Origin of the sequence: Streptomyces sp. NPDC047974, from assembly GCF_040653375.1 — a bacterium.
Classification (GTDB): Bacteria; Actinomycetota; Actinomycetes; order Streptomycetales; family Streptomycetaceae; genus Streptomyces.
The window spans coordinates 500,026-512,698 of sequence record NZ_JBEZNU010000001.1; the positions used below are offsets into that span (position 1 = coordinate 500,026).

The following is a 12,673-nucleotide window of genomic DNA, read 5'->3' on the forward strand; positions in this document are numbered from 1 at the left end:
GTGACGCGGGGTCAGCCGGCGAGCAGCTGCAGGGTGTCGATGACGCGGTTGGAGAAGCCCCACTCGTTGTCGTACCAGGCGACGACCTTGACGTGGCGGCCGTCGACCCGGGTGAGGGCGGCGTCGAAGATGGAGGAGTGCGGGTTGCCGGTGATGTCGGAGGAGACCAGCTCGTCCTCCGAGTACTCCAGGACACCGGCGAGCTTGCCCTCGGCGGCCTTGCGGTAGGCGTCGAGGATCTCCTCGCGGGTGACCTCGCGGGTGACGGTGGTGTTCAGCTCGACGATGGAGCCGACCGGCACGGGCACGCGGATCGAGTCGCCGGCGAGCTTGCCGTCCAGCTGCGGGAGGACCAGGCCGATGGCCTTGGCGGCACCGGTGCTGGTGGGCACGATGTTGACGGCGGCGTTGCGGGCGCGGCGGGCGTCGCGGTGCGGGCCGTCCTGGAGGTTCTGCTCCTGGGTGTAGGCGTGCACGGTCGTCATGAAGCCGTGCTCGATGCCGGCCAGCTCGTCGAGGACGGCGGCCAGCGGCGCGAGCGCGTTGGTGGTGCAGGAGGCGTTCGAGACGATCGTGTGCAGCTCGGCGTCGTACTTGTCGCTGTTCACGCCGTAGGCGAGCGTCACGTCGGCACCGTCGGAGGGGGCGCTGACCAGGACCTTCTTGGCGCCGGCGTCCAGGTGGAGGCGGGCGTCCTTGGCGCTGGTGAACCGGCCGGTGGCCTCCAGGACGATGTCGACGCCCAGCTCGGCCCAGGGGAGCTTGGCCGGCTCGCGCTCGGCGAGGACCTTGATGCGGTGGCCGTCCACCACGAGGGTGTCGCCGTCGACGGAGACCGGGCGGCCGAGGCGGCCGGAGGTGGAGTCGAAGGCGAGGAGACGGGCGAGCGCCTTCGGCTCGGTGAGGTCGTTGACGGCGACGACCTCCAGCGTGGTGTCGCGCTCCAGGAGGGCGCGGAGCACGTTGCGGCCGATGCGACCGAAACCGTTGATGGCGATGCGAGTCATGATGCGGTGTCCCTTCCGTTTCTTCGTCACCCAGCCTCGCCTGCCGCGGCGTCGCGTGGCAGGGGCGAGATCGCCATGGTCCGCAAGGATCGCGCCAAGATCCTGGCGATCCGGCCAGGTGAGGGGCTCAGTCGCCCTGTGTGAAGGTGCGCCGGTAGTCGCTCGGGGTGGTGCCGAGGATCCGCTGGAAGTGCATCCGCAGGTTGGCGCCGGTGCCGAGGCCGGTCTCGGCGGCGATCTGCTCGACGCCGAGTTCGGAGCGTTCGAGCAGTTCCCGTGCACGGTCGACGCGGGCGCGCAGCAGCCACTGCATGGGGGTGTAGCCGGTCTCCTCGACGAAGCGGCGGGAGAAGGTGCGGGGCGAGACGGCGGCGTGCCGGGCGAGGACGTCCAGGGTGAGGGGTTCGTCGAGGTGGTGGAGGACCCATTCGCGGGTGGCGGCGAAGCGTTCGCCGTGGGGTTCGGGGACGCTCCGGGGCACGTACTGGGCCTGGCCGCCGCTGCGGTAGGGGGCGGCGACGAGCCGGCGGGCGGCGTGGTTGGCGGCGCCGACGCCGAGGTCCCCGCGGAGGATGTGGAGGCACAGGTCGATGCCGGAGGCGGCGCCCGCGGAGGTGAGGACGCTGCCCTCGTCGACGAACAGGACGTTCTCGTCGACCTGGACCAGGGGCCACTTCTCGGCGAGCGCCCGCGCGTAGTGCCAGTGCGTGGTGGCGCGCCGGCCGTCGAGGAGGCCGGTGGCGGCGAGCGCGAAGGCGCCCGTGGAGATGGCGGCGAGCCGGGCCCCGCGCGCGTGGGCGGCGATCAGGGCCTCGACGACGGCCTGCGGCGGGTCCTCGCGGTCGGGGAAGCGGTACCCGGGGACGAAGACGATGTCGGCCCAGCCGAGGGCGTCGAGCCCGTGGTCGACGTTGTACGACAGCCCGTCGCCACCCGCGACGAGACCGGGGGTGGCGCCGCAGACGCGCACCTCGTAGGGCATGCTCGCGCGGGTCGTGAACACCTGGGCGGGGATCCCGACGTCGAGGGGTTTGGCACCTTCGAGGACGAGGACGGCGACGCGGTACAGACGGGTGGGTGGCACGTCACGAGCCTACGTGGCCCTACGGGCCTGGCCCCACGGCCCGGGCACGCGCGCGTGGGGCGGGGCCGAGGGGGCAGGGCCGAGGGGGCAGGGCCGAGCAGGACGGGACCGAGCCGGGCAGGGCAGGGGCGGGCGGGCGTCGCTCGGCTGCCACGACGGCCCGGCGGCGCCCGGGCACGCGCGCGTGGGGCGGGGTCAGCCGTTCGGCAGGATCACCGCGCGGCCGTCGACCCGGCCGGCGTGCAGCCGCTCGTACGCCTCGGGGGCCTCGTCCAGGCCGTAGGTCTCGACGTGGACGTCGACGGCGCCCGCGCGGGCCAGGTCGAGGACCTCGATGAGCTCGGCGCGGGTACCCCAGTAGGGGGAGGACACGGAGACCTCGTACGGGAGGGCGCCGAAGCCGACCGGGAGCGTGCCGCCGCCGAGGCCGACGATGGTGACGTCGCCCTCGACCGCGGCCATGGCCCCGGCGGAGGCGGTGGTGGGCGGGGCGCCGACGAAGTCGAGGACGACCTCGGCGCCGCGCCCGTCGGTGAGCTCGCGGACGGTGTCGGCGGCGGAGGAGTCGGAGAGGACCGTCTCGTGGGCGCCGACGGCCCGGGCGAGGGCGAGCTTCTCCTCCGCGACGTCGAGGGCGACGACCCGGGCCGCGGTCAGGGCGCGCAGCAGCTGGACGGCGACGTGCCCGAGGCCGCCGGCGCCGATGACGACGGCGGTGGAGCCGGGCACGAGCTTCGGCAGGGAGCGCTTGACGGCGTGGTAGGGGGTGAGGCCGGCGTCGGTGAGCGGCACCGCCTTCACCGGGTCGAGGCCGCCCAGCGGGACGAGGTGGCGGGGGTGGTCCACGAGCAGGTACTCGGCGATGGCGCCGGGCGCGCCGAGTCCGGGCGGGCGGATGCCGAGCTCGGCGGCGCGCAGGCAGTAGTTCTCCTTGCCCTGGGCGCACATGAAGCAGTTCCCGCAGCCCCAGGGGCCGTAGACGGCGACCGAATCGCCCTCGGCGAAGCCGGAGACGCCGTCGCCGAGGGCGGCGACGGTGCCGACTCCCTCGTGGCCGAGGGTGAGGGGCAGCGCGAAGGGCAGCTGCTCGGCGGGCCAGCTCATGACGGCGATGTCGGAGTGGCAGACGCCGGCGGCGGTGACCTTCAGGAGGACCTGCCCGGGGGCGGGCTCCGGGTCGGGGACGGTGACGACCTCGGGGGCGGCGCCCACGGTGCGGTACTGCAGGGCCCTCATGACGGCTTCCTCTCCGGCGCCGCCGTGGCCCTCGGCGACGCCGGGGCGGGCGGGCACGCCTTCTCCAGGGTGCGGCCGGAGCGCGGCGGGCGCGCGGCGGGGTCCGCGCGGGCGGGAGGTCAGGCGCGCAGGGTGTACCAGGGGCGCTCGGCGTGCTCGGCCGGGGTTCCGTCGAGGATCCGCGCGGTGCGGGCCGCCGGGTCGAGGAGGACGGTGGCGAGGCTGGCCCAGCGGCGGCCGAGCGGGGCCTCCGGGTCGGGCACGCAGCTGACGGGCGGCTCGCCGGCTCCGGTGACCAGGAGCCGCAGCAGCTCGTCGTGGCCGGTGGCGGGCGCGCGGTCGAGGCGGTCGCGGAGGAAGGCGTACCGCTCGCCGGAGTCGGGCTGGTAGAGCCAGGTCTTCTCGCGGCGGGCGGGCCCCGGGGTGAGGAAGTGGTTGGTGCGCAGGAGGGTTCCGTCGGGCGCCGGCGGCACCTCGGAGACGCCGTCGGGGCTGAGGTCGAGCAGGACGGCCCGCCGACGGTCGAAGAGGAGGAAGGAGCCGGAGGAGGCGAGCGGCGCGGAGCGGATCAGCTCGACGGCGTGGGCGGCGTCGTCGGCCTCCTCCAGGACGAGGGCGGCGAGCACGTGCACCGGGAGGCCGCCGGCGCGGTCGTCCCGGTGGCCGAGGATGTTGAAGTGGAGGGCGAGGCCCGCGCTGTTGACGCCGATCTTGGCGAGGATGCCGTGTTCGGTGAGGCCCACGTAGCGGTGGGCGCCGCCGGCGGAGTCGACGGTGTGCCAGGAGTGGCCCAGTTCGACGTGCCAGTCCCAGGTCTGGACGCCGAGGTGGGTGGTGCCGCCGCCGGGGGCGGGGACGCGGCGGACGACGGTGGAGCACTCGCCGGGCGGGACGGCGCGGCTCCGGGCCAGGATCTCGGTACGGGCGTTGAGCGCGGCGACCCGCCAGGGTTCGGCTCCGGCGCCCTCCGCGATCCCCTCGATCTGCTCGCGCAGCGCGGGCCGGAAGGCGTCGATCGCGTCCAGGGCCCGGCGGGCGTCGTCGCGGACGGTCGTCCCGGGGATCTCGGCGAGGGCGAAGAGCCGGTCGTAGACGTCGAGGGCGGTGGCCAGGCCCTCGGCGAGCCGGGCGCCCCGCCGGCGGCCGCGCTCGCGCGGGTCGGCGGCGTCGACGGCGACGTGGAGCCGCCGGTCGGGGCGGGGGAAGGCGGTGAGGGACATGGGCGGGCTTCCTGCGCGACGACGGGACGACGGGACGACGGGACGACGGGACGACGGGACGACGGGACGACTTTATTGGCCATGCGACCAATAAAGCCTTCCGCTCATCCAACAACCTGCCCCGCGCCACCGTCAAGCCCGCCCCTCCCCCACTCCCGGACACCCCGTCAGAAGCCCGCCGGCGCAGCCCTGTCAGTGGGCTGCGGCAGACTCGGGACCATGCTCACGGGGATCGACGACATCGACTGGACCGGGCTCCAGCACGCCTACGGGGACGCCTCGGACGTGCCGGACATGCTGCGCGGGCTGCTCTCCGCCGACGCGGACGAGCGGGAGCGGGCCCTGGACGCCCTCCACGGGACGGTCCACCACCAGGGGGACGTGCACGACAGCACGGTCGCCTGCCTCCCCTTCCTCTTCGAGATCGCCGTCACCCCCGGCCCCGGGGGACGCGGCGAGGTGGTGGAGCTGCTGCGGAGCATCCACGGCGACGGACGCGATCCCGAGGTGATGGACTTCTGGTCGGACGACGAGGAGGAGTACGCGGAGTGGCGCCGGCTCCTCGCCCGGGCCGAGGCGGACGTCCGCGACCGCGCCGGGAGCCTCCTGCCGCTCCTCGCCGACCCGGACCCCGGAGTGCGGCGGGCCGTGCCGGGGGCGCTCGTACAGCTGCTGCCCGACCCGGAGGCCGTACGGGCCGCCCTGACCGGACGGCTCGCGGCGGAGGCGGAGTCGGATCCGGCCGTGCTGCGCGCGGTGGCCGCGGCCCTCGGCGACCTGGGGGTGCGCCACGCCGGGCTCACCGGGGCGGCGGCCGACGCGCTGGTGCCGCTGCTCGACCGGCCCGGCGGCGGCCTCCCCCTCGCCGCGCTCACCGCCCTCGCACGGTGCGCCCCCGAGCGCCTCCCCGGGCCGGGCGCCACGACCCGGCTGGCGGCGGCGGAGCTGCGGACGGCCCTTGAGGGGCCGCCCGAGGCCGCACCGGCCCCGGCGGAGACCACGGACACCCTGATCGGCTACCTGCGCCGGCTGCGCGCCGAACACACGGCGGGCGCCCGGGCCCCCTGGGCGACCGACCTCCTGGGCGAGCTGCACTTCACCCTCGGCGACCGGGTGGAGGCGCGGTTCGCGCTCGTCGCCGACCAGCTGGGCAGCCCCGAGCGGGGACAGCGCCGCGAGGCGGTGAACGCGGCCGGGACCCTGCTCACCGGCTGGCGGGGGCCGCACGAGGAGCCCGTGCGGCTCCTGGGCGAGCTGGCCCTCGGCGCCGACCCGGTCCTCGCCCGCGAGGCGGCCTCGGAGCTGTGCCGGCTCGCCGTCATCGGGGCACCGGCGGCCGGGGCGCTGGCCGAGCGCGTGGCGCGGGGGCCCGGGCTGCCCCCGCAGGCGCGCTGGCACGAGACGAGTTACGGGAGGGCACTCTGCGCGCTGGCGGCGCAGGGCGACCGGAGGGCCGTCCCCGGCCTGGCCGAGGTGCTGCGGTACGGACACGTCCCCGAGGAGCTGCCGGAGTGGCTGGCGCGCATGCCCCCGGAGACGGCCGCCCGGCTCGCCCCCGCCCTGACCGCCCGGCTGGCGGCGATGGTCGGCGCGGGCCGGAGCTCCTTCGCCGCACAGCTCCTGGGCGCGGCGGTCGTGGCCGCGCCGGAGTCCGCCGTCACCGCCGCGGTCGGCTGTCTCGGGCTGGCGGGCAAGGCCCGGCTCCGCTCCCGGGGAGCGGCGCTGCGCACCCTCGCCGGTCTCGGCTCCGCGGCGCGGCCCGCGCTCCCGGTCCTGCGCTCCCTCGTCGGGGAGGCCGACGGGCCGGAGCTCGCGGCGGCGCTGTGGGCGGCGGGCGGCGACGCGGAGGCCGAGCGGGCCCTGACGATGCTGGCGGCGGCGCTCGGCGCCGGGAACTCCGGGAGCGCGGGCGGCGAGCGGTACGAGGCCCTGCGCGCGCTCGCGCGTGCGGGCACGGCGGCGGCCCCGCTGCTGCCCGCGCTGCGCGGGCTCGCCGCGCGCCCGGAGGAGGTCGACGCCTGGCACGCGGGCGCGCTGGCGAAGGCCCTGTGGCGGGTGGGCGGGGACACCGGGGAGACCCTGGCGGCGACCCGGCACGCGTGGGAGCGGAGCCGCGCGGCCCGCCCCGACATGACGGAGATCTGGGCGGGCCTCGGCCCGGCCGCGGCACCCGTCCTCCCGCTGCTGCGCGCCGAGGCGGCCGCGCCGCGCCGTCACGACAACGAGGGCGGCCTGCGCGGCCGGATGCGCTTCCGCGTCGCGGAGGACGAGCGGCTGCTCCGGCACGCGCGGACCGTCCTCGCCGCGTGCGGGGCCCCGGACCCGGGGCCCGGGGATCAGGCCGAGCAGTTCGGGCAGAGACCCCGGTAGGTGACGTCGACCTTGGAGACGGTGAAGCCGTAGCGCTCGGAGTCGGGGAGGACGGCGAGCGGGTCGCCGTCGGGGTGGACGTCCCGGATGGTGCCGCACTCCACGCACACCAGGTGCTGGTGGGCGTGGCGGGCGTTGGGGTCGTACCGCTTCGCGCGGCCGTCGGTGGAGAGCTCCACCACCTCGCCGAGGGTGACCAGTTCGCCGAGCGTGTTGTAGACGGTCGCCCGGGCGATCTCGGGAAGTCGCTCCACGGCGCGTGCGTGCACCTCGTCGGCGGTGAGGTGCACGTGCTCGCCGTCGAGGACCTCCGCGACGACACGCCGCTGCGACGTCATCCGCCAGCCTCGGGCGCGCAGCCGCTCCAGCAGGTCACTCATAGGGGCTACCTGTTTCCTTCTCGGCGAAGGCCCGGGGCGCGAGGCGTCCTGCCCCCGGCCCCGCACCTCCACTTTGGCGTTGTTCTTGACTTGGACTTCGTCCATTGTAGGATCAGTTTTGTTGATGGCCAAGGGACAGGAAGAGCTCATGTCTGAGAACCTCGATGCACACGGCGGAGACGCGAAGGCCGCGGGCGGCGGCTGCCCCGTCCCCCACGGGCAGCGCGCCTCGCACCCCACCCAGGGCGGCGGCAACCGCCAGTGGTGGCCGAACCGGCTGAACCTGCGGATCCTGGCCAAGAACCCGGCCGTGGGCAACCCGCTCGGCGAGGACTTCGACTACGCCGAGGCCTTCCAGGCGCTCGACCTCGCCGCCGTGAAGCAGGACATCGCCGAGGTCCTCACCACCTCGCAGGACTGGTGGCCGGCCGACTTCGGGCACTACGGCCCCTTCATGATCCGCATGGCCTGGCACAGCGCGGGCACCTACCGCATCAGCGACGGCCGCGGCGGCGCCGGCGCCGGCCAGCAGCGCTTCGCCCCGCTCAACAGCTGGCCGGACAACGGCAACCTCGACAAGGCCCGCCGTCTGCTGTGGCCCGTGAAGAAGAAGTACGGCCAGTCCCTCTCCTGGGCCGACCTCATGATCCTCACCGGCAACGTGGCCCTGGAGTCGATGGGCTTCGAGACCTTCGGCTTCGCCGGCGGCCGTGCGGACGTCTGGGAGGCCGACGAGGACGTCTACTGGGGCCCCGAGACCACCTGGCTCGGCGACGAGCGCTACTCCGGCGACCGCGAGCTGGAGGAGCCCCTCGGCGCGGTCCAGATGGGCCTCATCTACGTCAACCCCGAGGGCCCCAACGGCAACCCGGACCCGGTCGCCGCGGCCCGCGACATCCGCGAGACCTTCCGCCGGATGGCGATGAACGACGAGGAGACCGTCGCCCTCATCGCCGGTGGCCACACCTTCGGCAAGGCGCACGGCGCCGGCCCCGCCGACAACGTGGGCGCGGACCCGGAGGGGGCCCCGATCGAGGCGCAGGGCTTCGGCTGGGCGAGCAGCTACCGCTCCGGCAAGGGCGCCGACGCCATCACCTCCGGCCTGGAGGTCACCTGGACGACCACGCCCGCCCAGTGGGGCCACGACTTCTTCAAGCACCTCTTCGAGTACGACTACGAGCTGACGAAGAGCCCCGCGGGCGCCCACCAGTGGGTGGCCAAGGACGCCGAGGCGATCATCCCGGACGCGTACGACCCGGCGAAGAAGCACCTCCCGACCATGCTCACCACGGACCTGTCGCTCCGCTTCGACCCGGCCTACGAGCAGATCTCCCGCCGCTTCTACGAGCACCCGGAGCAGTTCACCGACGCGTTCGCCCGCGCCTGGTACAAGCTGACCCACCGTGACCTGGGCCCGGTCGTCCGCTACCTCGGCTCCGAGGTCCCCTCGGAGGAGCTGGACTGGCAGGACCCGCTGCCGGCCCGCACCCACGAGCTGGTCGACGCGGCGGACGTCGCCTCCCTCAAGGAGAAGATCCTCGCCTCGGACCTGACGGTCGCCCAGCTGGCCGGTGCCGCCTGGGCCGCCGCCGCCTCCTTCCGCGGCAGCGACAAGCGCGGCGGTGCCAACGGCGGCCGCATCCGCCTGGAGCCGCAGCGCGGCTGGCAGGCCAACAACCCGGACGACCTCGCCCAGGTGCTGCGCGTCCTGGAGGGCGTCCAGGAGTCCTTCAACGCCGGCCGGACCGACGGCAAGCAGGTCTCCCTCGCCGACCTCGTGGTCCTCGCGGGCTCCGCGGCCGTCGAGAAGGCCGCCGCCGACGCGGGCCGCACCGTCGAGGTGCCCTTCACCCCGGGCCGCGTGGACGCCGCCCAGGAGCAGACGGACGTCGAGTCCTTCGCCGCCCTGGAGCCGCAGGCGGACGGCTTCCGCAACTACCTCGGCAAGGGCGTCCGCCTCCCCGCCGAGTACCTGCTGGTCGACCGCGCCAACCTGCTCACGGTCAGCGCCCCCGAGCTCACCGTCCTCGTCGGCGGCCTGCGCGCCCTGGGCATCACCCAGCCGGGCACCTCGCTCGGTCTGCTCACCGCCAACCCCGGCACGCTGACGAACGACTTCTTCGTCAACCTGCTGGACCTGGGCACCACCTGGTCCCCGGTCTCCGGCGACGCGAACACCTTCGAGGGCCGCGACGACGCGACCGGCGAGGTCAAGTGGACCGGCACCCGCGCCGACCTGGTCTTCGGCTCGAACTCGGAGCTCCGCGCCCTCGCCGAGGTCTACGCGAGCGACGACGCCCAGGACAAGTTCGTGACGGACTTCGTCGCCGCCTGGACCAAGGTCATGGACCTGGACCGCTTCGACGTCCGCTGACCCACCCCCGCCGGGGCGGCCGTCGCGAGCCGGCCGCCCCGCACCCCCCGCGCCCCCGTGACCCTGCCCCGGTCACGGGGGCGCACCCCTGTCCGGGCTCAGCGGGGGGCCAGCACTCCCAGCAGGTGGGTGACCGCCTCGGCGACCGCGACGCGGGCCGGGGTGAGGTAGCGGCGCGGGTCCACGTCGGCCGGGTGGGCGGCGAGGTGGTCGCGGACGGCGCCGGTGAAGGCCTTGTTGAGGTGGGTGGAGACGTTCACCTTCGTCATGCCGGCGGCCACGGCCCGCGCGAGCAGCGGGTCGGGGACACCCGACGAGCCGTGCAGGACGAGGGGGACGTCGACGGCGGCCCGGAGCCGGGCGACGAGGTCCAGGTCGAGGACGGCGTCCCGGGTGACCATCTGGTGGACGCTGCCGACGGCGACGGCGAGCGCGTCGACGCCGGTCGCGGCGATGAAGGCGCGGGCCTCGCCGGGGTCGGTGCGGACGCCGGGGTCGTGGGCGTCGCCCTTGCCGCCGACCTCGCCGAGCTCCCCCTCGACCCAGACGCCGTGGCGGTGGCAGTGGTCGACGACCTCCCGGGTGGTGGCCACGTTCTCCTCGTACGGCAGCCGCGCGGCGTCGAACATGACGGAGCCGAGGCCGAGCTCCACGGCCTCGCGCACGAGGTCCGGGTTCTCCGCGTGGTCCAGGTGGACGGCGACGGGCGTCTTGGCGGCGCGGGCCAGCGCGAGCGAGGCGAGCGCGACGGGTTCGAGGCCGCCGTGGTAGCGGACGGTGTTCTCGCTGATCTGGAGGACGACGGGCCGGTCGGCCCGCTCGGCACCGGTGACGATGGCCTCGGCGTGCTCCAGCTGGAGGACGTTGAAGGCGCCCACGCCGACGCCGTCGGCGTACGCCCGCCGGACGATCTCGTGGGTCGGGGTCAGTGGCATGGTCCTGCTCCGGGGACGAAGGGGTGGGTACGGGCGGGCGGGGCTGTTCAGACGCCGGTGTCCGCGAGGACGACGGAACGGGTGAGGTTGCGCGGCCGGTCGGGGTCGAGGCCGCGGGCCTCGGCGACCGCGACGGCGAGGCGCTGCGCGAGGACCAGTTCGGCGAGCGGGTCGAGGCCGCCGGCCACGAGGGTGCCGCCGACCGCGCGGATCTCCTCGGCGAGGCCCCCGGGCAGCGGCCCGAAGCTCCAGGCGACGCGCCCGGGACCGGTGATGCTGATGGGCCCGTGGCGGTACTCCATCGCCGGGTACGCCTCCGTCCACGCGCCGGCCGCCTCCCGCATCTTGAGTCCGGCCTCCTGGGCGAGGCCGTAGGTCCAGCCGGTGCCGAGGAAGGTGAACTGCCCGGCCTCGCGGACCGCCTCCTCCAGCGGCCTGACCAGGGCGAGTTCGGCGTCCTCGGCCGCCCGGGCGAGGGGGGCGACGCCCTCGGGCAGCGCGCCCTCGGCCTCCAGGTGGGCGCGGAGGAGGGCGAGCGCGGTGGTGGCGAAACGGGTCTGGACGACCGACTCCTCCTCGGCGAAGTCGAGGACGGCGACGGCGTCGGCCAGCTCCATCACGGGGGTGGCCGGGTCGGCGGTGATCGCCCCGGTGGCGACGGTGCCGGAGATCCGGGCGAGGACGGCGAGCACCTCGCTGGTGGTGCCGGAGCGGGTGAGGGCGACGACCCGGTCGTAGCGGCGGTCGAAGGGGAAGCGGGAGGCGGCGAAGGCGTCGGTCTCGCCGTGGCCGCCGGCCTCGCGCAGGTCGGCGTAGGCCTGCGCCATGAACCAGGAGGTGCCGCAGCCGATCACGGCCACGCGCTCGCCGCGCCGGGGCAGGGCGTCCACGTGCCGCGGCAGCGTGCGGACGGCTTCGCGCCAGACCTCGGGCTGGGTGGCGATCTCGGCAGTGGTACGGGAGGGGGTCATGTGCACTCCTTGCACGGAAGCGACAGAGTCGACGCGTGAAGATGCTCGGAACGCCCCTATTCAAGCAGATTCGCTCATTCACTTGCCAGATCCCGACACCCGGGCGACGTAGGATCGGAGCCGTACCCACGGGAGGATCGGTCCGGCATGTCCAAGCACGAGCGGTGGAACACGCTCCTGGAGCTCCTGGCGTCCGCCGGCAAGGTGGAGGTCGAGGAGGCGGCGGCCACCCTGGACGTCTCCGCCGCCACGATCCGCCGCGACCTCGACGAACTGGCCGAGCAGCGCCTCCTCGTCCGCACGCGCGGCGGTGCGGTCGCGCACGGCGTCTCGTACGAGCTGCCGCTGCGCTACAAGTCGGGCCGGCACGCCGCCGAGAAGGCCCGGATCGCCGCGGCCGCGGCCGAGCTGATCGGCCCCGGCGAGGTCGTCGGCCTGAACGGCGGGACGACGACCACCGAGGTCGCGCGGGCGCTCGCGCTGCGCTTCGCGGGCGAGCGCGCCGAGACCGGAACCCCGGCCGGCGCCTCGGGCCCCGCCCTGACGGTGGTCACCAACGCCCTGAACATCGCCGCCGAGCTGGCGGTGCGCCCGCAGATCAAGATCGTGACGACCGGCGGGGTGGTGCGCCCCCAGACGTACGAACTGGTGGGCCCGCTCGCCGCCGGGGTGCTGGGCGAGGTCGTCCTCGACACGGTGGTGCTCGGCGTGGACGGGATCGACCCGGAACTCGGGGCGATGGCCCACCAGGAGGAGGAGGCGAGCATCAGCCGGCTCTTCGCGGAGCGCGCGAGCCGGGTCGTGGTGGTGACCGACGCGTCGAAGCCGGGGCGGCGCGCCTTCGCCCGCATCTGCGGCCTGGACCGGGTCGACCTGCTGGTGACCGACGGCGGGATCGACGCCGGGACGGCGGACCGGCTCACGGAGGCCGGCGTCCGCGTCCACACGGTCTGACGGGCCCTCGTCACCGCACGGAGCGGGGCGGTCCGACACCCCATTGGTCGGACCTCATACCAATCCCTCACCGGTCCGACCACGATGAACAGGTCCGACCCGGCCGTTCACCAAGCCCTTACCGCACGGGTGTACACCTTTG

Annotated in this window: 10 protein-coding genes; 3 read left to right on the plus strand and 7 right to left on the minus strand. The window is 75.1% G+C overall.

Going from position 1 to position 12,673, the window contains the following annotated elements:
• Positions 1-11: 11 nt before the first annotated feature.
• From gap to AB0E19_RS02225, 4 genes are all read right to left on the minus strand, one after another.
• On the minus strand, positions 12-1,007 hold the full coding sequence (gene gap / locus AB0E19_RS02210; protein ID WP_362171745.1) for a type I glyceraldehyde-3-phosphate dehydrogenase: 996 nt from the start codon (positions 1,005-1,007) through the stop codon (positions 12-14).
• Between the two features lie 127 nt (positions 1,008-1,134).
• A complete protein-coding gene (locus AB0E19_RS02215) occupies positions 1,135-2,091 on the minus strand; it encodes a helix-turn-helix domain-containing protein (RefSeq protein WP_362171748.1) in 957 nt (318 codons plus the stop codon).
• A gap of 195 nt (positions 2,092-2,286) precedes the next feature.
• Positions 2,287-3,327 carry an NAD(P)-dependent alcohol dehydrogenase gene (locus AB0E19_RS02220; RefSeq protein ID WP_362172321.1) on the minus strand — a complete coding sequence of 347 codons (1,041 nt, stop codon included), beginning with the start codon at positions 3,325-3,327 and terminating at the stop codon, positions 2,287-2,289.
• Between the two features lie 119 nt (positions 3,328-3,446).
• On the minus strand, positions 3,447-4,547 hold the full coding sequence (locus AB0E19_RS02225; protein ID WP_362171751.1) for a C45 family peptidase: 1,101 nt from the start codon (positions 4,545-4,547) through the stop codon (positions 3,447-3,449).
• 219 nt (positions 4,548-4,766) lie between these two features.
• Here AB0E19_RS02225 and AB0E19_RS02230 point away from each other — a divergent pair, with 219 nt between their 5' ends.
• Entirely contained in the window at positions 4,767-6,917 is a 2,151-nt protein-coding gene (locus AB0E19_RS02230; RefSeq protein WP_362171754.1) for a hypothetical protein, read from the plus strand.
• Here AB0E19_RS02230 and AB0E19_RS02235 read toward each other — a convergent pair.
• The gene (locus AB0E19_RS02235) at positions 6,884-7,297 is read right to left on the minus strand and encodes a Fur family transcriptional regulator (RefSeq protein WP_360608833.1); all 414 of its coding nucleotides are present in this window, start codon (positions 7,295-7,297) and stop codon (positions 6,884-6,886) included. The genes AB0E19_RS02230 and AB0E19_RS02235 overlap by 34 nt on opposite strands.
• A 148-nt stretch (positions 7,298-7,445) precedes the next feature.
• On the opposite strand from AB0E19_RS02235, the gene katG reads away from it, so the two are divergent.
• Entirely contained in the window at positions 7,446-9,671 is a 2,226-nt protein-coding gene (katG, locus tag AB0E19_RS02240) for a catalase/peroxidase HPI (protein WP_362171758.1), read from the plus strand.
• Positions 9,672-9,769: 98 nt separating this feature from the next.
• On the opposite strand, the gene AB0E19_RS02245 is transcribed toward katG, so the two are convergent.
• Positions 9,770-10,606 carry a class II fructose-bisphosphate aldolase gene (locus AB0E19_RS02245; RefSeq protein ID WP_362171761.1) on the minus strand — a complete coding sequence of 279 codons (837 nt, stop codon included), beginning with the start codon at positions 10,604-10,606 and terminating at the stop codon, positions 9,770-9,772.
• 47 nt (positions 10,607-10,653) lie between these two features.
• A complete protein-coding gene (locus tag AB0E19_RS02250) occupies positions 10,654-11,577 on the minus strand; it encodes a sugar isomerase (RefSeq protein WP_362171764.1) in 924 nt (307 codons plus the stop codon).
• Positions 11,578-11,724: 147 nt separating this feature from the next.
• On the opposite strand from AB0E19_RS02250, the gene AB0E19_RS02255 reads away from it, so the two are divergent.
• Positions 11,725-12,531: a DeoR/GlpR family DNA-binding transcription regulator gene (locus AB0E19_RS02255; protein WP_362171767.1), complete on the plus strand. Its 807-nt coding sequence runs from the start codon at positions 11,725-11,727 to the stop codon at positions 12,529-12,531.
• Positions 12,532-12,673: the final 142 nt, after the last annotated feature.

Bases quoted from the DNA above. Each gene is read 5' to 3' on its own strand.
- gap (WP_362171745.1), bottom strand. From the start codon at position 1,007: ATGACTCGCATCGCCATCAACGGTTTCGGTCGCATCGGCCGCAACGTG.
- AB0E19_RS02220 (WP_362172321.1), bottom strand. From the start codon at position 3,327: ATGAGGGCCCTGCAGTACCGCACCGTGGGCGCCGCCCCCGAGGTCGTC.
- AB0E19_RS02225 (WP_362171751.1), bottom strand. From the start codon at position 4,547: ATGTCCCTCACCGCCTTCCCCCGCCCCGACCGGCGGCTCCACGTCGCC.
- AB0E19_RS02230 (WP_362171754.1), top strand. From the start codon at position 4,767: ATGCTCACGGGGATCGACGACATCGACTGGACCGGGCTCCAGCACGCC.
- AB0E19_RS02235 (WP_360608833.1), bottom strand. From the start codon at position 7,297: ATGAGTGACCTGCTGGAGCGGCTGCGCGCCCGAGGCTGGCGGATGACG.
- katG (WP_362171758.1), top strand. From the start codon at position 7,446: ATGTCTGAGAACCTCGATGCACACGGCGGAGACGCGAAGGCCGCGGGC.
- AB0E19_RS02245 (WP_362171761.1), bottom strand. From the start codon at position 10,606: ATGCCACTGACCCCGACCCACGAGATCGTCCGGCGGGCGTACGCCGAC.
- AB0E19_RS02250 (WP_362171764.1), bottom strand. From the start codon at position 11,577: ATGACCCCCTCCCGTACCACTGCCGAGATCGCCACCCAGCCCGAGGTC.
- AB0E19_RS02255 (WP_362171767.1), top strand. From the start codon at position 11,725: ATGTCCAAGCACGAGCGGTGGAACACGCTCCTGGAGCTCCTGGCGTCC.